The 21,882-nt window shown below is 57.4% G+C and carries 20 protein-coding genes; 12 read left to right on the top strand and 8 right to left on the bottom strand.

The genetic code is table 11. The annotated features are described in order from the left end of the window. The 3 genes from L6R44_RS17400 to dld all read right to left on the bottom strand — a co-directional run. A partial coding sequence (locus L6R44_RS17400) for an IS110 family transposase (protein ID WP_237424925.1) occupies window positions 1-269 on the bottom strand: 269 nt, incomplete at its 3' end. A 225-nt stretch (window positions 270-494) separates the two neighbouring features. Continuing rightward, a complete protein-coding gene (locus L6R44_RS17395; protein ID WP_032641747.1) occupies window positions 495-1,049 on the bottom strand; it encodes a GNAT family N-acetyltransferase in 555 nt (184 codons plus the stop codon). A gap of 112 nt (window positions 1,050-1,161) precedes the next feature. Then, window positions 1,162-2,910, bottom strand: coding sequence for a D-lactate dehydrogenase (gene dld / locus L6R44_RS17390; RefSeq protein WP_237424924.1), 1,749 nt, complete (start codon window positions 2,908-2,910; stop codon window positions 1,162-1,164). Between the two features lie 189 nt (window positions 2,911-3,099). On the opposite strand from dld, the gene bglX reads away from it, so the two are divergent. The 5 genes from bglX to L6R44_RS17365 all read left to right on the top strand — a co-directional run bounded on the left by bglX (window position 3,100) and on the right by L6R44_RS17365 (window position 9,295). Further along, window positions 3,100-5,397, top strand: coding sequence for a beta-glucosidase BglX (bglX, locus tag L6R44_RS17385; protein WP_237424923.1), 2,298 nt, complete (start codon window positions 3,100-3,102; stop codon window positions 5,395-5,397). A gap of 146 nt (window positions 5,398-5,543) precedes the next feature. After that, entirely contained in the window at window positions 5,544-6,461 is a 918-nt protein-coding gene (osmF, locus tag L6R44_RS17380) for a glycine betaine ABC transporter substrate-binding protein OsmF (RefSeq protein WP_237424922.1), read from the top strand. Window positions 6,462-6,473: 12 nt separating this feature from the next. After that, complete coding sequence (locus L6R44_RS17375; protein WP_237424921.1) at window positions 6,474-7,631, top strand: ABC transporter permease; 1,158 nt, start codon at window positions 6,474-6,476, stop codon at window positions 7,629-7,631. Then, window positions 7,624-8,574 (top strand): ABC transporter ATP-binding protein, encoded by a 951-nt coding sequence (locus tag L6R44_RS17370; protein WP_237424920.1) that lies wholly within the window; start codon window positions 7,624-7,626, stop codon window positions 8,572-8,574. The genes L6R44_RS17375 and L6R44_RS17370 overlap by 8 nt, the downstream gene beginning before the upstream one ends. Next, window positions 8,558-9,295 (top strand): ABC transporter permease, encoded by a 738-nt coding sequence (locus L6R44_RS17365; RefSeq protein WP_237424919.1) that lies wholly within the window; start codon window positions 8,558-8,560, stop codon window positions 9,293-9,295. The genes L6R44_RS17370 and L6R44_RS17365 overlap by 17 nt, the downstream gene beginning before the upstream one ends. Here L6R44_RS17365 and L6R44_RS17360 read toward each other — a convergent pair. Together L6R44_RS17360 and mlrA are read right to left on the bottom strand one after the other, a co-directional pair. Beyond that, on the bottom strand, window positions 9,270-9,383 hold the full coding sequence (locus tag L6R44_RS17360) for a protein YohO (protein ID WP_008500895.1): 114 nt from the start codon (window positions 9,381-9,383) through the stop codon (window positions 9,270-9,272). The two genes, L6R44_RS17365 and L6R44_RS17360, sit on opposite strands and share 26 nt — an antisense overlap. A 69-nt stretch (window positions 9,384-9,452) precedes the next feature. Next, entirely contained in the window at window positions 9,453-10,193 is a 741-nt protein-coding gene (gene mlrA, locus L6R44_RS17355) for an HTH-type transcriptional regulator MlrA (RefSeq protein ID WP_045890553.1), read from the bottom strand. A 218-nt stretch (window positions 10,194-10,411) separates the two neighbouring features. Between mlrA and L6R44_RS17350 the strand changes: the two genes are divergently transcribed. From L6R44_RS17350 to L6R44_RS17340, 3 genes are read left to right on the top strand one after another with little or no spacing between them, the layout of a single operon-like run. Then, window positions 10,412-12,097, top strand: a complete 1,686-nt coding sequence (locus L6R44_RS17350; RefSeq protein ID WP_237424918.1) for a sensor histidine kinase — start codon at window positions 10,412-10,414, stop codon at window positions 12,095-12,097. Continuing rightward, on the top strand, window positions 12,091-12,810 hold the full coding sequence (gene btsR, locus L6R44_RS17345; protein ID WP_023312443.1) for a two-component system response regulator BtsR: 720 nt from the start codon (window positions 12,091-12,093) through the stop codon (window positions 12,808-12,810). Before L6R44_RS17350 ends, btsR begins: the two co-directional genes overlap by 7 nt. A gap of 46 nt (window positions 12,811-12,856) precedes the next feature. Then, a complete protein-coding gene (locus L6R44_RS17340) occupies window positions 12,857-13,327 on the top strand; it encodes a DUF1456 family protein (RefSeq protein WP_032641725.1) in 471 nt (156 codons plus the stop codon). A 94-nt stretch (window positions 13,328-13,421) separates the two neighbouring features. Here L6R44_RS17340 and metG read toward each other — a convergent pair whose 3' ends face one another. Further along, window positions 13,422-15,455, bottom strand: a complete 2,034-nt coding sequence (gene metG / locus L6R44_RS17335) for a methionine--tRNA ligase (RefSeq protein ID WP_237424917.1) — start codon at window positions 15,453-15,455, stop codon at window positions 13,422-13,424. Between the two features lie 137 nt (window positions 15,456-15,592). Here metG and apbC point away from each other — a divergent pair, with 137 nt between their 5' ends. Then, the gene (apbC, locus tag L6R44_RS17330; protein WP_032641721.1) at window positions 15,593-16,702 is read left to right on the top strand and encodes an iron-sulfur cluster carrier protein ApbC; all 1,110 of its coding nucleotides are present in this window, start codon (window positions 15,593-15,595) and stop codon (window positions 16,700-16,702) included. 93 nt (window positions 16,703-16,795) lie between these two features. On the opposite strand, the gene L6R44_RS17325 is transcribed toward apbC, so the two are convergent. Further along, window positions 16,796-17,251 (bottom strand): GNAT family N-acetyltransferase, encoded by a 456-nt coding sequence (locus L6R44_RS17325; protein WP_237424916.1) that lies wholly within the window; start codon window positions 17,249-17,251, stop codon window positions 16,796-16,798. Continuing rightward, window positions 17,226-17,558, bottom strand: a complete 333-nt coding sequence (locus L6R44_RS17320) for an RcnB family protein (protein WP_023336316.1) — start codon at window positions 17,556-17,558, stop codon at window positions 17,226-17,228. The genes L6R44_RS17325 and L6R44_RS17320 overlap by 26 nt, the downstream gene beginning before the upstream one ends. Before the next feature lie 484 nt (window positions 17,559-18,042). Between L6R44_RS17320 and L6R44_RS17315 the strand changes: the two genes are divergently transcribed. The 3 genes from L6R44_RS17315 to L6R44_RS17305 are packed head-to-tail and all read left to right on the top strand — an operon-like array spanning window position 18,043 to window position 21,811. After that, the gene (locus L6R44_RS17315) at window positions 18,043-19,182 is read left to right on the top strand and encodes a polysaccharide export protein (RefSeq protein ID WP_237424915.1); all 1,140 of its coding nucleotides are present in this window, start codon (window positions 18,043-18,045) and stop codon (window positions 19,180-19,182) included. Next, complete coding sequence (locus L6R44_RS17310) at window positions 19,182-19,631, top strand: arsenate reductase/protein-tyrosine-phosphatase family protein (RefSeq protein ID WP_032641718.1); 450 nt, start codon at window positions 19,182-19,184, stop codon at window positions 19,629-19,631. Before L6R44_RS17315 ends, L6R44_RS17310 begins: the two co-directional genes overlap by 1 nt. Next, the gene (locus L6R44_RS17305) at window positions 19,631-21,811 is read left to right on the top strand and encodes a polysaccharide biosynthesis tyrosine autokinase (RefSeq protein ID WP_237424914.1); all 2,181 of its coding nucleotides are present in this window, start codon (window positions 19,631-19,633) and stop codon (window positions 21,809-21,811) included. The genes L6R44_RS17310 and L6R44_RS17305 overlap by 1 nt, the downstream gene beginning before the upstream one ends. Window positions 21,812-21,882: the final 71 nt, after the last annotated feature.

Below are 21,882 nucleotides of genomic sequence, written 5' to 3'. Positions count from 1 at the left end.
CCGAGAGCGCGGGCGAAGTGTTTGACCTGAGCAGGGTTAACGACGGCGACAGGCAGCCCGGCAAGTTCAAGCGTGGCAGCAAGCAGGTTGTGGTAGCGCCCCGTGGCTTCCATCACGATGCGTGTAACGGTACGGGATGAAAGGGCGTCGAGGAGTAGCTGATGGCCCTGAGGGGTATTATCCAGATGAAGAAAAATCCCGTCAGGACTGATAAATACATCAAAGGTCTCTTTGGCGATATCGATGCCGACGGTGGTATGTTCAGTCATGTTCGAGTCTCCCGGCCTTGTAATATACGGGCTGGCACAGGCCGCCCAGGCAGCTGTTCGGGTTAACAGGAAAACTGATGCCACGCCATGAGCTCACCCGCGGGCTTGGAAACCCAGAGGGCTAACGGGCTGTGGCATCAGGTCAAACTCAGTGACAGTTTACCCGTCTGTTGACGGGTAACTGAAGTGACTTTAAACATACAAGGGCATCAGGCCGCACGGCGTTTATTCCGGCAGCGTCCAGTCACCATCGTTGAGCGGGCGCTGCATAATCACCGTATCCCGCCAGTCGCCTTTCTTATACCCCACGCTGCGCAGCTGGCCGACAATCTCGAAGCCGTGCTTTTTATGCAGCCGCAACGAGCCGGCGTTATTATTGCCATCTCCCACCACGGCAATCATCTGCCGCCACGGGCCTTGCTCGCAGCGTGCAATCAGCGCAGACATTAACGCCGAGCCAAAACCGCGCCCGGTGATGCTGGCATCCACGTAAATCGACTCTTCCAGGGTATAGCGGTAGGCGTGTCGCGGACGATAAGGGGTAGCGTAGCAGTAGCCCACCACGATGCCGCGGTACAGCGCGATAAGCCACGGTAAACCGTGCTCGGCCACGTTTTTCATTCGATGGCGCATTTCGTCGATGGTCGGAGGGACTTCCTCAAATGACGCGCGCCCGTGAAGCACATGCCAGGCATAAATGGCGGCGATGGCGTGCACATCATCGGGAAGGGCATCGCGCACTTCCAGCTCGGTCTCGGATAAAACATCAATAGCCGACATGATGTGCCTGCTCCTCGTTATAGAATGCCGGAGAAACGTTTCTCCGGCGTCAGACGGTTACTCTATTACGATTAAGGCGCGCTTAACAATCTCTCAAATTTGGCTGTAGGAATTAATCAGGTGCTTGCGTTATGGGCTGCTCCGCGTCTGTGCTCTCTTTCCAGTATTTATTTCGCGTTGTTTTACCAATGCCGGGATTCATGCTGTTTGTAGGGTCATTCTCGCGATAAAACTGCTTAAGTGCGTCAGGGGCTTTATAAAGATGCCCAACGTTGTGCTCGGCAGGATATTGTGCGCCGCGATCACGCAACAGGGCGAGCATCTGCTCCTTCAGCGCGTGGGCATCCACCCCTTTTTTGACAATGTAATCCTGATGGAAGACGTAGCACATAAAGTGGCCGTAATAGAGCTTGTGCACCAGCTTGCTGTCGATTTCCGGCGGCAGGTGCTCAAACCACTCGGTGTCGTTACGACGCAGGGCGATATCCAGCGCCAGAATGTCCTCCACCTCTTCGGAATGCACCGCCTGGTAGCGGATGGCGGCACCTGCGGCGGCAAAGCGGTGCAGGAAGGCCTTGCTGCCCTCTTCAGGCGTACAGGCGAAGAAATCCCCTTCGGCGGTTTTGAAGAATTCGGTCAGCCAGCTCTGCGCTTCGGCGATCCCGTCCCCGGCCATTTTCAGCAGCAGATGGTGCTCGTACTTATCGCGCCAGGTTTTCATCCGCTCCGGCAAATGCGCCGGGAAAACGTTGCCCAGCTTCTGCATAAAGCGGTCGGTGAAGTGGGGTTTGAACAGCGACACTTTCTCCAGCATCGCGTCGGTACGGCCCTTCATGGTGAAGAAGAACGGCATTTTGTCGGTGCCGAGCCTGTCGATCATCAGGAACGTATCTTTGCCGTAACGCTCGGCGATGTCGTAAATGTCCCGGTGCATGTACTCGCCCGCCACCGGCAGATGGGTGAATTCGCCCAGAATATGACGGCGAATTTCGGTTAGCACCTCTGGCTGATTGGTACCGATATAAAACACCTGCTGCTTTTTCTCTGCCGGGAAGGTATCCAGACGCACCGCGAAAACGGCCAGCTTGCCCGCGCAGCCGGAGGATTCAAACAGGCGGTCCGGGTCAGCGTTGTAGCGCGCTGGGGTATTGGCGTCGATATCGCGCACGCGGGTCACGTAGTCATGATCGTGCGCATGGCGGCCGTCGTGCTGAACGTCTTCGTCCTTCACGCGATCGTCGTCGAGCTTGCTGAGGATCTGTTCCGGCGTGACGCCGAGATCGATACCCAGATGGTTAACCAGCGTCAGCTTGCCGTTTTCATCTATTCGGGCAAACAGCGACATCTCGGTGTAGGCCGGGCCGCGCTGTACCAGCGAGCCGCCGGAGTTATTGCAGATCCCACCCACGACCGAAGCGCCAATGCAGGAAGAGCCAATCACCGAGTGCGGCTCACGGCCCAGCGGCTTAAGCGCTTTTTCCAGGGAGTAGAGCGTGGTGCCGGGGAAGGCCAGCACCTGCTCGCCCTTGTCCAGCAGGTGCAGCTTGTCGAGGCGCAGGGTGCTGATAATCACGATGTCACGATCGTAATCGTTGCCGTTCGGCGTGGAGCCTTCGGTCAGGCCGGTATTGGCGGCCTGCATTAAAATAATCTTGTCGGCGGCGACGCAGGCGCTCAGCACGCGCCACAGCTCCAGCAGCGTGCCGGGGAAAACCACCACCAGCGCGTCGCCCTGTCCGGAGCGGAAGCCCTTGCGGTAGCGGGCGGTTTTGGCCGGGTCGGTAAGCAGGTGAGAGGAGCCAACCAGGCGCGACAGTTCGTTAATAAATGTTTTGTTATCGTCAGTTCGAACAGAAGACATCTTCCACTCCTTGTGGTGGGGCAAATTTCTCGCTGTAAAGCATAGCGCGATTAACCGTTAAGCGGTCGAGTATTCACGAGAAAAATCAGAGAATAACCCTGCAACGATCGGAGGGTTTGTGGCACACTGCGCTTTTCGCACGGTATGGCCGAGATCGTCCGGCGGTTATTGATGAGAGAGTAAAACGACATGAAATGGCTATGTTCTGTAGGTGTCGCCGTCAGCCTGGCGCTGCAACCTGCGCTGGCAGACGATTTGTTTGGCAATCACCCGCTCACGCCTGAAGCACGCGACGCGTTTGTCACGGAATTGCTCAAGAAAATGACGGTCGATGAGAAGATCGGCCAGCTGCGTCTTATCAGCGTCGGCCCGGATAACCCGAAAGAGGCCATCCGCGAGATGATCAAAGACGGGCAGGTAGGGGCCATTTTTAATACCGTCACCCGCCAGGATATCCGCAAGATGCAGGACCAGGTGATGGATCTCAGCCGCCTGAAAATCCCGCTGTTCTTCGCCTATGACGTGGTGCACGGTCAGCGTACCGTCTTCCCCATCAGCCTCGGCTTGGCGTCTTCCTTTAACCTCGACGCGGTGAAAACCGTCGGACGCGTGTCGGCGTATGAAGCGGCGGACGACGGCCTGAACATGACCTGGGCGCCGATGGTGGACGTCTCGCGCGATCCGCGCTGGGGCCGCGGCTCGGAAGGCTTTGGTGAAGATACGTATTTAACCGCCACGATGGGTAAAACCATGGTGGAAGCGATGCAGGGCAAAAGCCCGGCGGACCGCTACTCGGTGATGACCAGCGTCAAACACTTTGCGGCCTACGGCGCGGTGGAGGGCGGTAAAGAGTACAACACCGTCGACATGAGCCCGCAGCGCCTGTTTAACGACTACATGCCGCCGTACAAGGCGGGGCTGGATGCGGGCAGCGGCGCGGTGATGGTGGCGCTGAACTCGCTGAACGGCACGCCTGCGACCTCTGATTCCTGGCTGCTGAAAGACGTGCTGCGCGACCAGTGGGGCTTTAAGGGCATCACCGTGTCCGACCACGGCGCGATTAAAGAGCTGATCAAACACGGTACGGCCTCCGACCCGGAAGACGCGGTGCGCGTGGCGCTCAAGTCCGGCATCAATATGAGCATGAGCGATGAGTACTACAGCAAGTACCTGCCGGGGCTGGTGAAGAGCGGCAAGGTGACGATGGCGGAGCTGGACGATGCCGCGCGTCACGTGCTGAACGTAAAATACGACATGGGGCTGTTTAACGATCCGTACAGCCACCTGGGCCCGAAAGCGTCTGACCCGGCGGACACCAACGCCGAAAGCCGCCTGCACCGCAAAGAGGCGCGTGACGTGGCGCGCGAAAGCCTGGTGCTGCTGAAAAACCGCCTCGACACGCTGCCGCTGAAAAAATCCGGCACCATTGCCGTGGTGGGCCCGCTGGCCGACAGCAAGCGCGACGTGATGGGCAGCTGGTCTGCCGCGGGCGTGGCCGACCAGTCGGTGACCGTGCTGACCGGCATCAAGAGCGCCGTGGGGGATAACGCCAAAGTGGTGTACGCCAAAGGGGCGAACGTCACCAACGATAAAGACATCGTGACCTTCCTCAACCAGTACGAGGAAGCGGTGAAGGTCGATCCGCGCACGCCGAAGGAGATGATTGACGAGGCGGTGAACGCCGCGAAACAGTCTGACGTCGTTGTCGCGGTCGTGGGCGAAGCGCAGGGGATGGCGCACGAAGCCTCCAGCCGGACCGACATCACCATTCCGCAGAGCCAGCGCGATCTAATTGCCGCCCTGAAAGCCACCGGCAAGCCGCTGGTGCTGGTGCTGATGAACGGTCGTCCGCTGGCGCTGGTGAAAGAGGATCAGCAGGCAGACGCCATCCTGGAAACCTGGTTCGCCGGTACCGAAGGCGGTAACGCCATCGCCGACGTGCTGTTCGGTGATTACAACCCGTCCGGCAAGCTGCCGATGTCCTTCCCGCGCTCCGTCGGCCAGATCCCGGTCTACTACAGCCACCTGAATACCGGTCGTCCGTACAACGCCGACAAGCCGAACAAGTACACCTCGCGTTACTTCGACGAAGCGAACGGCCCGCTGTATCCGTTTGGCTACGGCCTAAGCTACACCACCTTCAAGGTCTCTGACGTGAAAATGTCGGCCCCAACCCTGAAGCGTGACGGCAAAGTTACCGCTAGCGTTGAGGTGACCAACACCGGCAAGCGCGAAGGGGCAACGGTGATTCAGATGTACGTTCAGGATGTTACCGCCTCGATGAGTCGTCCCGTGAAGCAGCTGCGCGGCTTCGAGAAGGTCAATCTGAAGCCGGGAGAAACCCAAACCATCAGCTTCCCGATTGACGTGGATGCGCTGAAGTTCTGGAACCAGCAGATGAAATACGACGCGGAACCGGGCAAGTTTAACGTCTTTATCGGCGTGGATTCCGCCCGCGTGAATAAAGGCGAGTTCGAGCTGCAGTAACGTTTCCCTCCTTTGCATCCCCCGTCTCGCGGGGGATGCGTCTTACCTTATGCTAAAAAGGCATTTTGCCGGGTAAATCCGCCGTTTTAAGCTACGCTTTTCTCTCAAGCCTCTGAAAAAGGCGATAAAAAAATGAGGACAGCGGAATGACGATTAAAACGGGGATGGCAATTTCTGCGGCGCTACTTGCAGCGCTAAGCCTGCAGCTGCACGCGGCGGAGCCGGTAAAAGTAGGATCAAAGATCGATACCGAAGGCGCGCTGCTCGGCAATATCATCCTGCAGGTGCTGGAAAGCCACGGCGTGAAAACGGTCAATAAAGTTCAGCTGGGCACCACGCCCGTCGTGCGCGGGGCGATTACCTCCGGCGAGCTGGATATCTATCCGGAATACACCGGCAACGGGGCTTTCTTCTTCAAACAAGAAAACGATCCGGCATGGAAAAACGCCAAAGCCGGATATGAAAAGGTTAAAAAACTCGACGCGGAGCAGAACAAGCTGGTCTGGCTGACTCCGGCTCCGGCCAACAACACCTGGACTATCGCCGTGCGCAAGGACGTGGCGGAGAAAGGCAAGCTGACTACGCTTGCGGATCTCAGCCGCTATCTGAAAGAGAAGGGCGACTTTAAGCTTGCCGCGTCCGCGGAGTTTATCGAGCGTCCTGACGCGCTCCCGGCGTTTGAAAAAGCCTACGACTTCAAGCTCGACCAGGCGCAGCTGCTCTCGCTGGCGGGCGGGGATACGGCGGTGACCATCAAGGCGGCGGCGCAGCAAACCTCGGGCGTTAACGCGGCGATGGCCTACGGCACCGACGGCCCGGTGGCGGCGCTTGGCCTGCAAACCCTGACCGATCCAAAAGGCGTGCAGCCGATTTACGCCCCGACCCCGGTCGTGCGTGAGGCGGTGTTGAAAGCCCATCCGGAGATTGCCGACTGGCTCAAGCCGGTCTTCGAAAAGCTGGATGAAAAAACGCTGCAGCAGCTGAATGCCAGCATTGCCGTCGAGGGACTGGATGCCAAAAAAGTGGCCGCCGACTTCCTGAAACAACAAGGGCTTGTGAAGTAACGGGAAAGGGCTGTGCCAATAAAATGTCATAACCGCGTCCTGCTGCTGTTGGCCTTTGTGGCCTTCGCGGCGGTTGCGTTACCGTTTGTCAACGTTGCCCCAAACCGGCTGATGTCGGGGGAGGGCAAAGCGCTCTGGCAGGTCTGGTCGTTTACGCCGGGGTGGCTGGCAGCGTCGCTGGGCGCGTGGGTCATCCTGTCGCTCTGGCAGGGACGCCCGGCGCAGTGGCTGACGCTGCTCCTCTCCGAAGGGCTGTTCATCATCCTGTTCTGGAGCGCCGGCCTGGCGGCGACGCATATGGCCTCGGCGGAAAGTCCGCTGGCGAGAACCACCATAGGCAGCGGCCTGTGGCTGTGGCTGGCGCTCTGCCTGCTGGCCTGCAGCGATGCCATTCGTCGACTCATCGCCAGTTCCGTCTGGCGCTGGGTGCTCAACGCGCAGATATGGTGTATTCCCTTGTTCCTGCTGTTCAGCGGGGAGCTGAACAATCTCTCGCTGTTAAAAGAGTACGCCAACCGCCAGGAGGTGTTTGATGATGCCCTGGCGCAACACCTGACGATCCTCTTCGGCACGCTCTTTCCGGCGCTCCTGCTCGGGATCCCCCTGGGCATGTGGTGCTATCGCCATCCTTCACGTCAGGGCGGAGTCTTTGCCGTGCTCAACGTGATCCAGACCATTCCCTCCGTTGCGCTGTTTGGCCTGCTGATTGCCCCCCTGGCCGGGCTGGTGAAGGCTGTTCCGGTGCTGGGAACGCTGGGCATAGCCGGAACGGGGCTAACGCCCGCCCTGATCGCGCTGGTGCTGTACGCGCTGCTGCCGCTGGTGCGCGGCGTGGTGGCGGGATTAGGCCAGGTCGCGCCGGACGTGCTGGAAACCGCCCATGCGATGGGAATGAGCGCCCGGCAGTGTTTCTGGAAAATTCAGCTGCCGCTGGCGCTGCCCCTGCTGCTGCGCAGCCTGCGGGTAGTGGCGGTCCAGACCGTCGGCATGGCGGTAATTGCCGCGCTGATTGGCGCGGGCGGCTTTGGCGCGCTGGTGTTCCAGGGCCTGCTGAGCAGCGCTCTCGACCTGGTGTTATTGGGCGTGGTGCCCACGATTGCGCTGGCGGTTGTCGTCGACGCGCTGTTTGCCTTATGGCTCGCGTTGCTCAGGAGAAGCGCCAATGATTGAATTTCACGATGTCAGTAAAACCTTTGCCGGTCGTCCGGCGGCGAGCCACCTGAACCTGAACTTTGCCGAGGGGGCGTTTTCCGTGCTGATTGGCACCTCCGGCTCGGGCAAATCCACCACGCTGAAGATGATCAACCGCCTGGTCGAGCACGACAGCGGCCTGATCCGCTTTGCCGGGGAGGAGATCCGCAGCCTGCCTGTGCTGGAGCTGCGACGCCGGATGGGCTATGCCATTCAGTCTATCGGCCTGTTCCCGCACTGGACGGTGGCGCAGAACATCGCCACCGTGCTGCAGCTGGAAAAATGGTCGCGGGCAAAAATCGCCGATCGGGTTGATGAGCTGATGTCTCTGCTGGGGCTCGAGCCCGCGCTGCGCGACCGCTATCCGCATCAGTTATCCGGAGGCCAGCAGCAGCGCGTGGGCGTGGCGCGCGCGCTGGCGGCCAACCCGCAGGTGCTGCTGATGGATGAGCCTTTTGGCGCGCTGGATCCGGTTACGCGCGGTGCGCTGCAGGCCGAGATGACCCGCATTCACCGCATTCTCGGACGCACCATCGTTCTCGTGACGCACGATATTGATGAAGCCCTGCGCCTGGCCGACCATCTCGTGCTGATGGATCATGGCGAGGTAGTGCAGCAGGGCTCGCCGCTTGAGCTGTTAACCTGGCCGAAAAACGACTTTGTGCGCGAGTTTTTTGGCCGCAGCGAGCTGGGCGTCAGGCTGCTCTCCCTGCGTACGGTCAGCGACTATATGCGCCGGGAGGCGGTGCCGCTGAGCGGCGAACCGCTGCAGGAACAGATGAGCCTGCGGGATGCCCTCTCGGCGTTTGTCGCGCGCCAGTGCGAGGTATTGCCCGTTTCGGATGCCCGCGGGACGCCGTGCGGAACCTTACACTTTCGCGATCTGCTGGCAGGGGAGGTGACGCGTGAAGGCACTGCGTGATCCGCTCCTCTGGCTGGTAGCGCTCTTTGTCGCCTTACTGTTCCTGATGCCCCACAGCGCGGCGCTGTTTAACGGCCTCTTTCCGGGGCTGCCGAGGCCGGTGTATCAGCAGGAGAGCTTTATTAATCTCGCCCTGGCGCATCTCTGGCTGGTGGCGATCTCAAGCGCTATCGCGATTGCGCTGGGCACGGGGGCAGGTATTGCGGTCACTCGGCCCGGGGGCAAGGAGTTTCGTCCGCTGGTGGAGACGATTGCGGCCATTGGTCAGACGTTTCCCCCGGTAGCGGTACTGGCGATTGCAGTGCCGGTGATGGGCTTTGGTCAGCAGCCTGCCATTATTGCGCTGATTTTATACGGCGTATTGCCGGTGCTGCAGGGCACGCTGGCGGGCATCACGGCGGTACCGGCGTCCGTGCTGAGCGTGGCGGAAGGGATGGGGATGAGTCGCGGTCAGCGGCTGCGCAAGGTCGAACTGCCGCTCGCGGCACCGGTGATCGTTGCCGGGATCCGCACGTCGGTGATTATTAACATCGGGACGGCGACCATTGCGTCGACGGTCGGGGCCAATACGCTGGGCACGCCAATTATTATCGGCCTGAGCGGATTTAATACGGCTTATATCGTGCAGGGGGCGGTGCTGGTTGCGCTGGCGGCCATCGTCGTCGATCGCGCTTTTGAGCGGCTGGCGCTGTACCTCAGCCGACACCGCCGCGAACGATAAACGAGTATCCTGCCAGCATCACGCCGCCGATACCGCTTACGGCCATCAGAACAAAAAGGGTAATAATGGCCAGTTTGGTTGCCTTCATCATGTGCTCCTGTTGTTAACGGAACAATTATACGGTGAAGCGCAGCTGTTAATGAACCATTAAATGCCGTTATGGCGCTTCCGGGCCAAGGGAGTAGACCGGGTAACCATTCTCGCGCCACTCCGTCAGCAGCTGTTGCTGCGTGGCGGACGGCACTTCGCCACACCAGACCAGCAGGGTCTGGCCGTCGAAAAACTCGGGTCTGAGCTGCGCCAGCGAGTGCGCCAGGACATCCACGCGCCAGCCCTTCTGGGTGGCAATCCACGCTTCCAGCCACAGGCGGGTGGTATCGTGCACGTTCCAGCCCACCACCAGCGCATCTTTTCCGGTTTTGTTCTTCGCCGAGGCAAGGCAGACGGCAATGTAGTTGATCAGCACGCCGTCGAGCATGCTGAGCAGCGCCTGCAGGGTGGACTGCTGGCACTGCAGGCGTCTGCGGAGCGGAATGAAAAGATGGGTGATAAGCGTCTGGGCCGGATAATCGCGGCCCTGCTCTTTTATCCATGCGCGCACGCGCTGGAGATTGCCCGCCTGCAGGAGCCGCAGCAGGGTTTCCTGTTGTTCGCGCCAGAGGCGGTGCGTGTCCGGGTCATCGTGACTCAGCAGGGACTTCACTTTGCCGACCTGCACCCCGTTGTCGATCCAGCTTTTAATTTCGCGGATCCGGTCGATATCGGCCTCATTGAAAAGGCGATGGCCGCCGTCCGTCCTCTGCGGTTTGAGTAATCCATATCGTCGCTGCCACGCCCGTAGGGTAACGGGATTGATATCACAAAGGAGTGCCACTTCACCGATTGTGTAAAGCGCCATATTCGCCCCCTGGCTTACGCGTCCCCAGCTTAACTGTAGACTCACTTTGACGAACCAGGAAGGATTGATTGATTTTTGAACAAACTATGCGAAGCATGCGCGATATTCAGAAAAAGGTGTGATAACGAACACGATTTTGCGCTTTTTTGGGATGCTTCAAAGAAAGTCGCCCTACATCAGTGTATGTTACGCGTTTTTTAGCGTGTGCGGTTTTGAGTATGTACGAGTTTAATCTGGTGCTGCTGTTGCTTCAGCAGATGTGCGTGTTTCTGGTTATTGCCTGGCTGATGAGCAAAACGCGCCTGTTTATTCCGCTGATGCAGGTCACCGTACGTTTACCGCACAAGCTGCTCTGCTACGTCACCTTCTCTATTTTCTGCATCATGGGGACCTATTTCGGTCTTCATATCGAAGATTCCATTGCCAACACGCGCGCGATAGGCGCGGTCATGGGCGGGCTGCTGGGCGGCCCCGTCGTCGGTGGGCTTGTGGGGTTAACCGGCGGGCTGCATCGTTATTCCATGGGCGGCATGACGGCGCTCAGCTGCATGATCTCTACGATCGTGGAAGGGCTGCTCGGCGGGCTGGTGCACAGCTATATGATCAAGCGCGGCCGCCCGGATAAAGTCTTCAGCCCGCTTACCGCCGGTGCCATTACCTTTGTGGCCGAAATGGCGCAAATGGCGATCATCCTGCTCATTGCCCGTCCGTTTGACGATGCGCTGCACCTGGTCAGCAGCATTGCCGCCCCGATGATGGTCACTAACACCGTGGGCGCGGCGCTGTTTATGCGCATTCTGCTCGACAAACGCGCCATGTTTGAGAAGTACACCTCGGCCTTTTCCGCCACGGCGCTGAAGGTCGCCGCCTCGACCGAAGGGATACTGCGCCAGGGGTTCAACGAAGAGAACAGCATGAAGGTGGCGCAGGTGCTCTACAAGGAGCTGGATATCGGCGCGGTGGCTATCACCGACCGCGAGCGGCTGCTGGCCTTTACCGGGACCGGAGACGATCACCATCTGCCGGGTAAACCGATCTCCTCAGCCTATACGCTGTGCGCGATTGAAACCGGTGAGGTGGTGTATGCCGACGGAAACGAGGTGCCTTACCGCTGTTCGCTGCATCCGCAGTGCAAGCTGGGCTCCACGCTGGTGATTCCGCTGCGCGGGGAAAACCAGCGGGTGATGGGCACCATCAAGCTGTATGAGGCGAAAAACCGTCTGTTCAGCTCTATCAACCGCACCCTGGGAGAGGGGATTGCCCAGCTGCTCTCCGCGCAAATTCTCGCCGGGCAGTATGAGCGGCAGAAAGCCCTGCTGACGCAGTCCGAAATTAAGTTACTGCATGCCCAGGTTAATCCGCACTTCCTGTTTAATGCTCTCAACACGCTCAAAGCGGTGATCCGCCGCGACAGCGATCAGGCCGCGCAGCTGGTGCAGTTTCTCTCGACCTTTTTCCGCAAGAACCTGAAGCGGCCGTCGGAGATCGTCACCCTCGCCGATGAGATTGAGCACGTGAATGCCTATCTGCAGATAGAGCAGGCGCGTTTCCAGTCGCGACTGCAGGTGTCGCTCTCCGTGCCGGACGAGCTGGCGTATCAGCATCTTCCGGCCTTTACTCTGCAGCCAATTGTCGAAAACGCCATTAAGCACGGCACGTCGCAGCTTCTGGGAACAGGGGAGATAACCATTGCCGCCAGCCGGTTTAACCATCATCTGGTGCTGGATATTGAAGACAATGCCGGGCTTTATCAGCCTTCCGCCTCCGGCGGTTTAGGGATGAGCCTGGTGGATAAACGCCTGCGCGCCCATTTTGGCGACGACTGCGGCATTACCGTCGCCTGTGAGCCAGACCGATTTACCCGTATTACCGTACGACTGCCGCTGGAGGAAAACGCATGTTAAGAGTGCTGATTGTGGATGACGAGCCGCTGGCACGGGAAAATCTGCGCGTTCTGCTGCAGGAGCAGCCGGATATTGAGATTGTGGGGGAGTGCGCGAACGCCATTGAAGCCATCGGCGCGGTGCACAAGCTGCGCCCGGACGTGCTGTTCCTCGACATTCAAATGCCCCGCATCAGCGGGCTGGAGATGGTCGGCATGCTCGACCCGGCGCATCGCCCCTACATCGTCTTTCTGACGGCGTTCGACGAATATGCCGTTAAGGCCTTCGAGGAGCACGCGTTTGACTATCTGCTCAAGCCGATTGAAGAGAAGCGTCTGGAAAAAACGCTTACCCGTTTACGCCAGGAGCGCACCGTGCAGGACGTCACGCTGCTGCCCGAAAACCAGCAGCCGCTGAAGTTTATCCCCTGCACCGGGCACAGCCGGATTTATCTTCTGCAGATGGATGACGTGGCCTTTGTCAGCAGCCGGCTGAGCGGCGTGTTTGTCACCAGCGCGGAGGGGAACGAAGGGTTTACCGAGCTGACGCTGCGCACGCTGGAGAGCCGCACGCCGCTGATCCGCTGCCACCGGCAGTACCTGGTCAATATGGCCCACCTGAAGGAGATCCGCCTGGAAGATAACGGCCAGGCCGAGCTGGTGCTGCGTGCCGGGCAAACGGTCCCCGTCAGCCGCCGCTACCTGAAGAGTTTGAAAGAGGCGATTGGCCTGTAAAACTGGTACACTGCGCGCCATTGCATCATCGACATTCGAAGGCTCTATGCTAAGTAACGATATTCTTCGTAGCCTGCGCTACACCCTGAAAGCGAACAATAACGACATGGTGCGCATTCTTGCGCTCTCCGACATGGAATCCACGTCTGCGAGTTTTGACACGTGGATGACCAAAGAAGACGAAGAGGGCTTTGTCCGCTGCCCGGACATCATTCTGTCGGGGTTTCTGAACGGCCTGATTTATGATAAGCGCGGCAAAGATCCGGCCGCGCCAGAGCTGGCGCTGGAGCGTCGCGTGAATAACAACACGGTGCTGAAAAAGCTGCGCATCGCGTTCTCGCTGAAAACGGACGATATCGTGGCGATCATGACGGAGCAAAAATTCCGCGTATCCGTGCCGGAAGTGACCGCCATGATGCGCGCGGCGGACCATAAAAACTACCGCGAGTGCGGCGACCAGTTTCTGCGTAATTTCCTGCGCGGGCTGACCCACCGGGTGCATCACCCTAAAGCGTAAAGACGGCATGGGTGCGGCCTGATGCCCTCACCCCGACCCTCTCCCACAGGAAGAGGGAGCACAAAAAAGCCGGAGATTATCTCCGGCTTTTTCGTTATTTCACCTGCTGACCCGGCTTCGCGCCTTCGTCAGGGCTTAACAGGAAGATGTCCTTCCCACCAGGGCCTGCGGCCATCACCATCCCCTCAGAGATGCCGAAGCGCATTTTGCGCGGCGCCAGGTTCGCCACCATCACGGTCTGACGACCAATCAGCACCTGCGGGTCCGGGTAGGCTGAACGGATGCCGGAGAAGACGTTACGCTTCTCGCCGCCCAGATCCAGCGTCAGGCGCAGCAGCTTGTCGGAGCCCTCCACGAATTCCGCGTTTTCGATCAGCGCCACGCGCAGGTCGACTTTGGCAAAATCATCAAAGGTGATGGTTTCCTGAATCGGGTCGTCCGCCAGCGGGCCGCTCACCGGTGCTGCCGCGGCCTTCACCTCTTCTTTAGACGCTTCTACCAGGGCTTCAACCTGCTTCATCTCGATGCGGTTGTACAGCGCCTTAAAGGTGTTCACCTTGTGGCCGAGCAGCGGCTGCTGGATAGCATCCCAGGTCAGCTCGGTGTTCAGGAACGCTTCAGTACGGGCTGCCAGCTGCGGCAGTACCGGCTTCAGCCAGGTCATCAGCACGCGGAACATGTTCAGACCCATGGTGCAGATCGCCTGCAGGTCGGCGTCGCGGCCTTCCTGTTTCGCCACCACCCAAGGGGCCTGCTCGTCCACATAGCGGTTGGCCACGTCGGCCAGCGCCATGATTTCACGAATCGCTTTACCGAATTCACGGCTTTCCCAGGCTTCGCCAACCGCAGCGGCGGCGTCGGTGAAGGTTTTATACAGCTCAGGATCGGCCAGTTCGGCAGAAAGCACGCCGTCAAAACGCTTGGCGATAAAGCCCGCGTTACGGGACGCCAGGTTCACGACCTTGTTGACGATGTCCGCGTTCACGCGCTGCACGAAATCTTCCAGGTTCAGGTCGATATCGTCGATGCGGGAAGAGAGCTTCGCGGTGTAGTAGTAGCGCAGGCTGTCTGCGTCGAAGTGGTTCAGCCAGGTGCTGGCCTTGATGAACGTTCCGCGGGACTTGGACATCTTCGCGCCGTTCACCGTCACGTAGCCGTGCACGAACAGGTTGGTTGGCTTGCGGAAGCTGCTGCCTTCCAGCATCGCCGGCCAGAACAGGCTGTGGAAGTAGACGATGTCTTTACCGATGAAGTGATACAGCTCGGCGGTGGAATCTTTCTTCCAGTATTCGTCGAAGCTGACGGTGTCGCCACGCTTGTCGCACAGGTTCTTGAAGGAGCCCATGTAGCCGATCGGCGCGTCCAGCCAGACGTAGAAATATTTGCCCGGCGCGTTCGGGATTTCGAAGCCGAAGTACGGCGCATCGCGGGAGATATCCCACTGCTGCAGGCCGGATTCGAACCACTCCTGCATTTTGTTCGCCACCTGCTCCTGCAGCGCGCCGCTGCGGGTCCATGCCTGCAGCATTTCGCTGAAGGACGGCAGGTCGAAGAAGAAGTGCTCGGAATCACGCATCACAGGGGTGGCACCGGACACCACGGATTTCGGCTCGATCAGCTCGGTCGGGCTGTAGGTCGCGCCGCACACTTCGCAGTTATCGCCGTACTGGTCCGGGGATTTACATTTCGGACAGGTACCTTTGACGAAACGGTCCGGCAGGAACATGCCTTTTTCCGGATCGTACAGCTGAGAGATGGTGCGGTTTTTAATAAAACCGTTCTCTTTCAGACGCGTGTAGATAAGCGTTGACAGCTCGTGGTTCTCGTCGCTATGGGTGGAGTGATAGTTGTCATAGCTGATGTCAAAGCCAGCAAAATCGGTCTGATGCTCCTGACTCATTTCGGCAATCATCTGCTCTGGGGAAATCCCCAGCTGCTGCGCTTTCAGCATGATCGGCGTGCCGTGAGCATCGTCCGCACAGATGAAGTTTACCTCGTGGCCGCGCATTCGCTGGTAACGGACCCAGACATCAGCCTGGATATGCTCCAGCATGTGGCCGAGGTGGATTGAGCCGTTGGCGTACGGCAGCGCGCACGTTACCAGAATTTTCTTCGCGACTTGAGTCATAGTAGGCATTACTTCTTTTAACTGTGAAAAGGGTTTTTGATATTACCAAAAGGGGCATTATTAAGTAAGCACAAAGCACGGCCTTTCAGGTAAACTTGTTCATCTAAGGTCTTATTCACAAGAACAAAGGAGTCGGGATGAGTTCTCAATCCCAGGCCAAATCACCGGAAGCCTTACGAGCAATGGTCGCCGGGACGCTGGCTAACTTTCAGCATCCAACCCTGAAGCACAATCTTACGACGCTGAAAGCGTTACACCACGTTGCCTGGCTCGACGAGACGCTGCACGTTGAGCTGCAGATGCCGTTCGTCTGGAGCAGCGCCTTCGATGCGCTAAAAGAGCAGACCAGCTCTGAGCTGCTGCGCATTACCGGCGCGAAGGCAATCGACTGGAAGCTGAGCCACAGTATTGCCACGCTGAAACGCGTGAAGAACCAGCCCGGCGTGAACGGCGTGAAAAACATCATTGCCGTTAGCTCGGGCAAGGGCGGGGTGGGGAAATCCTCTACCGCCGTAAACCTGGCGCTGGCGCTGGCAGCGGAAGGGGCCAAGGTCGGTATTCTGGATGCCGACATCTACGGTCCGTCTATTCCAAATATGCTGGGCGCGGAAAACCAGCGTCCAACTTCACCGGACGGCACCCACATGGCGCCCATCATGGCGCACGGTCTGGCGACCAACTCCATCGGTTACCTGGTGACCGACGATAACGCCATGGTCTGGCGCGGCCCGATGGCCAGCAAAGCCCTGCTGCAGATGCTGCAGGAGACGATGTGGCCGGATCTGGATTATCTGGTGCTGGACATGCCGCCGGGAACCGGTGACATTCAGCTCACGCTGGCGCAGAACATTCCGGTTACGGGGGCGGTTGTCGTGACCACGCCGCAGGATATCGCGCTGATCGACGCCAAAAAAGGCATCGTGATGTTCGAGAAGGTGGAAGTGCCGGTGCTCGGTATCGTTGAGAACATGAGCATGCACATCTGCAGCAACTGCGGGCACCACGAACCTATCTTCGGTACGGGTGGCGCAGAAAAACTGGCCGCGAAGTATCATACCCAGCTGCTGGGACAGATGCCGCTGCACATTACCCTGCGTGAAGATCTGGACAGCGGAAAGCCGACGGTCGTTAGCCGTCCGGACAGCGAATTTGCAGAGATGTATCGCCAACTGGCGGGGCGCGTTGCGGCGCAGCTTTACTGGCAGGGCGAAGTCATCCCGGGTGAAATCGCCTTCCGCGCGGTGTAATTCCTCTGAGTTTGAGTGCCGGGTGGCGGCTTCGCCTTACCCGGCCTACGAAATACGGTGTTGTAGGTCAGGTAAGCGAAGCGCCGCCTGACTTTACCCAAGCCGATAATGCATCAGATAATACTCTCCGTCCGGCGAATCACCCGTCGCCTCAATGTGCCAGCCGTGACGCTGGTAAAACGCAACAGCCCGCGCATTCTTCACCAGACACTTCAGCGAACCCGTACTGGTAAACCTCTTCTGAACCTGCTCAAGGAGCAACTGGCCGACCCCGAAGTTTTGATACTGCGGGTCCACGAACAGGTTGTGCAGGAAATTATCGTTCGTCCAGACGGAGGCAAAACCCAGGCGATGGCCGTTTTGAACAGCAACCCAAATCACTTCGTCACGGGTTGCCGCGTCAAAATCTTCAAGCTGCCAGTCTGAGCCGTCCAGCCACGGCCAGGCTTTACGCCGGGCGTGTAGGTAGAGCGTGCGCAGGAAAGGGCGGTCACTTTCCTGCCAGGGACGAATCAGAATTGCGTTAGCGGTGATAGAAAATATCTCCATTGTAGGCTTTGTAGATTTTGCCATCGGCATCGCCAATCAGAACGTAGTTTTCACCCATGTAGGTCCAGTGGGTTCCGGCATCCGGAGCCGGCAGGTTACGCAGCTGGTACTGTTTGATGGTGTATTCCGGCGTTTGATACTGCGCCGGCGCCGTGTCGCCAATCTTAAATTTCGTGAAGTCAGCGATGAACTCTTGTTCTTCATAGGCCTTGATGCCGGATGGCGCAGCGGCCGTTTGCGGGGCAGCGAATGCGGATCCCGCCAGAGACAGTAATACACCCAGAAGCAGCAATTTACGCTTAGCCATTTTTTCTCCAGTGATATCGTTACGGATACTTTTCGTCTACGGGTCGTGCAAAGCGGAGCAGACAGTCCATTTTAAGTATCAACGCAGGGTATGTTTGAAAAAAAATGTAACAAAACTGGACGGTTTTGTGTAGTCGAATGGGGTGATATCTATCATTACTGCGAATATTTTTCGCGCTTTATATTTTTAATAATTATTATTTCATTAATCAATTCTGAAAATAACTTTCCATATCAAAATTGGACAGCTATGCGAATGCTTTCCCACAGAAGAAGATTTAAGATTATCTTCGGGTGAAGTGCCCCGGCTTCTTTTTTAGCGCAAAAGCGTGTTTTGTCTTTGTTTTAGAGAGCGGTCTGGTCACGTTTCACAATGCCTTAGTTTCGTATGTCAGAATAATAATTAATTAAATTTCATGATCTTAGCATAGTCAGCCTTGCAGGCTTGACGATTAACGCAACATTAAAAAGAAACATTCATATAAATGAAAAGTATAACTTTATTTTCGCTGTTATTTCTGACTGTTAGTCAGTTAACAGGATGTGTATTTTCCCCCGGCCAAAACTTGAGTGTATCCGGGAAAAAAGTCATTTCGACTGAAGAAGAGAATTATCAGCTTGATAAACGCGTGGAAATTTTCCCACTGACGCCGGGATTAATTGAAAAGCTGCGTCCGAACGTGGCGAAATCTCAGGCAAATCCTAATCTGGATGAGCAGATCAAAAACTGGGAATACCGAATTGGCACGGGCGACATCCTGACGGTCACCGTCTGGGATCACCCTGAATTAACAACGCCCGCAGGACAATATCGTAGCGCGAGCGATGCCGGTAACTGGGTCAATGCCGACGGTACGCTCTTTTATCCCTACATCGGTAAGCTCCGGGTGGAGGGAAAAACGGTTTCACAGGTACGTGAAGAGATTACAGCTCGACTGGATAAAGTCATTGAGAGCCCGCAGGTGGACGTCAGTATTGCCGCCTTCCGTTCCCAAAAAGCCTACGTCACCGGCGAGGTCGAAAAATCGGGCCAACAGCCGATAACCAATATTCCGCTGACGGTAATGGATGCGGTCAACGCCGCTGGCGGTCTTTCTGCGGATGCCGACTGGCGTAACGTCGTGCTGACGCATGATGGTCGTGATTCACGCCTTTCGCTCTATGCGCTGATGCAGCATGGCGATTTGACTCAAAATAAGCTGCTTTATCCTGGCGATATCCTGTTTATTCCTCGTAACGACGCGCTGAAAGTGTTCGTCATGGGCGAGGTGGTTAAGCAGAGCACGCTTAAGATGGATCGTAGCGGCATGACGCTGGCTGAAGCGCTGGGGAATGCCGGGGGGCTTAACCAAAATATGGCCGATGCAACCGGCATTTTTGTTATTCGGCAGGTAGCTAAAAAAGGCGACACGGACAAAATTGCCAACATCTATCAACTGAATGCGGAAGATGCTTCAGCCATGGTGCTGGGTACGGAATTCCAGCTGGAACCGTATGACATTGTCTACGTTACCACCGCCCCGTTATCGCGCTGGAATCGCGTGATTACCCAGCTGGTGCCGACCATTAGCGGCGTCCATGACCTGACCGAAACCGTTCGCTACATCAGATCGTGGCCGCAGTGATGTTCACGTCAATCTTAGTGGTCTGCACCGGTAATATTTGCCGCTCACCGATTGGTGAGCGGCTGTTGCGCCAGCAATTACCCGGCAGGCAGGTAACCTCGGCAGGTATTTTTGGGCTTGAAGGACGCCCGGCGGATGCGGCTGCGCAGGCTGTTGCCGGGCGCCATGGCGTTTCGCTGGAGGGGCATGTTGCCCGCAAGGTGACGCGCAGCCTGTTGCAAAAGTCCGATTTGATTCTGGTGATGGAGCCGGAACACCTCCGTTTCATTGCCGCAATGGCTCCGGAAAACCGGGGAAAATCGCTGCTCTTTGGACAATGGCTGGAAACCAGGGACATTCCCGACCCGTATCACAAAAGTCGCGAAGCCTATGAATATGTTTTCGAGCAATTAGGAAAAGCCAGTCAGGAATGGGCTCGTCGTTTGAGTCAACAAGGAATGAAGCAGTAATGTCGTCTTCTAAATCAGAAAATTATAGTGCTGCGATGCCGCAGCATAATGAGATCGATCTTCTTCAACTGCTTGCTGAGATCTTCGATCACCGGGTGACGATCGCGTGCGTCACGCTCCTGCTCACGGTATGTGCGGGGATCTACGCGTTTAGCGCTACGCCAGTTTATCAGGCGGATGCCCTGGTACAGGTTGAAGCGAAGCAGAATAACTCGCTGCTCAAGAACCTGACCTCTTTCGAGTCCGATCTCTCGCCAGACGTCGCGCCGGAACTGTTACTGCTTAAATCCCGGATGATTCTGGGAGAGACCGTGGATCAACTCGGGCTGACGTACAGCGTCAAGCGGCGCGTATTCCCTGTCATCGGGACTTTGTGGGAAAAGGTGCTGGGCCGTCAACCCGATAAAATCACGATTGGCGCGCTGACGATCCCTCTTCTGGAAGGTAAGCCACAAACGCTCTTGCTCACCGTGCAGGAGCAAGGCCGGTATCGTCTTGAAGGAGAAACGCTTGAGGCAGACGGCGTCGTTGGGAAAACGCTGGTTAAGGATGGAATATCGCTACTGGTGACATCTCTTAATGCGAAAGCCGGCGCCCGGTTTACGCTCAAAACCGTCTCAAGACTTGACGCGATCAATGCCATTCAGGACAGGCTAACGGTTGTGGAGTCGGCGAAACAGAGCGGTATGATCGCATTAACGTTAACGGGTGAAGACCCCGGCAGGATCGCTGCGGTGCTGAACACCATTGCTGAAAATTATCTCAGCCAGAATATTGCGCGCCAGGAAGCGAAAGATTCCCGCAGCCTTACGTTCTTACAGGGGCAGTTACCTAAGATCAGTCGAGAACTGGACGAAGCCGAAGCGCGGCTGAATGCCTACAGAGAGCAGCGCGATTCGGTCGACTTATCTCTGGAGGCGAAGTCAATTCTTGATCAGGTGGTTAACGTGGAGAATCAGCTTAACGAGCTGACGTTCCGCGAAGCGGAGGTTTCCCAACTTTTCAAAAAGGACCATCCTACCTACCGCGCTTTACGGGAGAAGAAACAAACGCTTGAGCGAGAGCGCGCGCGTCTGAATAACCGCGTCTCATCCATGCCTTCCACGCAGCAGGAGATATTACGCCTGAGTCGTGACGTTGAGTCCGGGCGTACCATCTATCTGCAGTTGCTGACGCGTCAGCAAGAGCTGAGTATCTCGCGCTCCAGCGCTATCGGGAACGTGCGGATTATTGACCCGGCCGTGACGCAGCCAGCCCCAATCAAACCGCGCAAAGCGGCCATTATCATACTGGGCATGATGATGGGGTTCATGCTCTCTGCGGGAACGGTTTTAGTGCGCTCGGCCTTTAAGCGGGGCATTACCTCGTCTGAACCGCTGGAAGCTCATGGGATACCGCTTCTGGCGACGCTGCCGCGCTCGGTGTGGCTGTGGAAAAAAACGCACCTGCGCAGGAGAAACCTGTTTGCTTCCTACTGGAAGCACAGGACGTCAAATATCCCTTTCCTGCCCGTTGACCGTCCGGCAGATATGTTTGTCGAGGCGGTACGCGGGCTGCGCACCAGTCTGCATTTTACCATGATGGATGCCCCAAATCGGATCGTCGTGGTCTCTGGCCCAACGCAGGACTGCGGAAAGACGCTGGTCAGTACGTCACTGGCGTCGATTGCCGCGCAGGCCGGACAGCGAGTGCTGTTTATTGATGCCGATATGCGTAAGGGATATGTCCACAATGTCTTCAAACTGAGCAACCATCATGGATTATCCAGCGTGCTCGGAGGCGCCGTTGCGTGGCAGGAGGCGATTCAACGCGTCGAGAAAGGCGGTTTTGATGTATTGACCTGCGGACCCCAACCTTCACATCCCGTTGAGCTGCTCATGAGTGAACGTTTTCAGGCCATGATGGCGGGGATAGACAAACGCTATGATATCGTGATTGTCGACACCCCACCTGTGCTTGCCGTAACGGACGCCTTGTTGGTCGCCAGAGCTGCGGCTACCACGCTGCTGGTCGCCCGCTACGGCAAAACCAGCGTCAAGGAGGTCGAGAATTGCCTGAAGCGTTTGGCGCAAATGGGTGTGCAGGTGAATGGCACGATCCTTAATGATATCGTGAAATCGGCTGCGCTCTATTACAGCTCGGGATATAGCCACTACGACTACGGTTATACCCAAGAGTAAACCTGGCGCGACACTTCTTTACAGCGTGATGGCGAGTTGCCCGTTAAGATGACCTTCGTTAAAACATGAGG

Origin of the sequence: Enterobacter cloacae complex sp. ECC445 (genome assembly GCF_021892025.1) — a bacterium.
GTDB lineage: Bacteria > Pseudomonadota > Gammaproteobacteria > Enterobacterales > Enterobacteriaceae > Enterobacter > Enterobacter chengduensis.
The sequence above is the reverse complement of the archived record's forward strand: the minus strand, read 5'-3'. Positions and strand labels throughout refer to the sequence as shown.

Coding starts and splice junctions, on each gene's coding strand:
- L6R44_RS17340 (WP_032641725.1), top strand. CDS start 12,857: ATGCTAAGTAACGATATTCTTCGTAGCCTGCGCTACACCCTGAAAGCG.
- L6R44_RS17305 (WP_237424914.1), top strand. CDS start 19,631: ATGTCGTCTTCTAAATCAGAAAATTATAGTGCTGCGATGCCGCAGCAT.
- L6R44_RS17360 (WP_008500895.1), bottom strand. CDS start 9,383: ATGAAGGCAACCAAACTGGCCATTATTACCCTTTTTGTTCTGATGGCC.
- apbC (WP_032641721.1), top strand. CDS start 15,593: ATGAGTTCTCAATCCCAGGCCAAATCACCGGAAGCCTTACGAGCAATG.
- L6R44_RS17325 (WP_237424916.1), bottom strand. CDS start 17,251: ATGGAGATATTTTCTATCACCGCTAACGCAATTCTGATTCGTCCCTGG.
- bglX (WP_237424923.1), top strand. CDS start 3,100: ATGAAATGGCTATGTTCTGTAGGTGTCGCCGTCAGCCTGGCGCTGCAA.
- L6R44_RS17315 (WP_237424915.1), top strand. CDS start 18,043: ATGAAAAGTATAACTTTATTTTCGCTGTTATTTCTGACTGTTAGTCAG.
- L6R44_RS17320 (WP_023336316.1), bottom strand. CDS start 17,558: ATGGCTAAGCGTAAATTGCTGCTTCTGGGTGTATTACTGTCTCTGGCG.
- mlrA (WP_045890553.1), bottom strand. CDS start 10,193: ATGGCGCTTTACACAATCGGTGAAGTGGCACTCCTTTGTGATATCAAT.
- L6R44_RS17395 (WP_032641747.1), bottom strand. CDS start 1,049: ATGTCGGCTATTGATGTTTTATCCGAGACCGAGCTGGAAGTGCGCGAT.
- L6R44_RS17370 (WP_237424920.1), top strand. CDS start 7,624: ATGATTGAATTTCACGATGTCAGTAAAACCTTTGCCGGTCGTCCGGCG.
- dld (WP_237424924.1), bottom strand. CDS start 2,910: ATGTCTTCTGTTCGAACTGACGATAACAAAACATTTATTAACGAACTG.
- osmF (WP_237424922.1), top strand. CDS start 5,544: ATGACGATTAAAACGGGGATGGCAATTTCTGCGGCGCTACTTGCAGCG.
- btsR (WP_023312443.1), top strand. CDS start 12,091: ATGTTAAGAGTGCTGATTGTGGATGACGAGCCGCTGGCACGGGAAAAT.
- L6R44_RS17310 (WP_032641718.1), top strand. CDS start 19,182: ATGTTCACGTCAATCTTAGTGGTCTGCACCGGTAATATTTGCCGCTCA.
- metG (WP_237424917.1), bottom strand. CDS start 15,455: ATGACTCAAGTCGCGAAGAAAATTCTGGTAACGTGCGCGCTGCCGTAC.
- L6R44_RS17350 (WP_237424918.1), top strand. CDS start 10,412: ATGTACGAGTTTAATCTGGTGCTGCTGTTGCTTCAGCAGATGTGCGTG.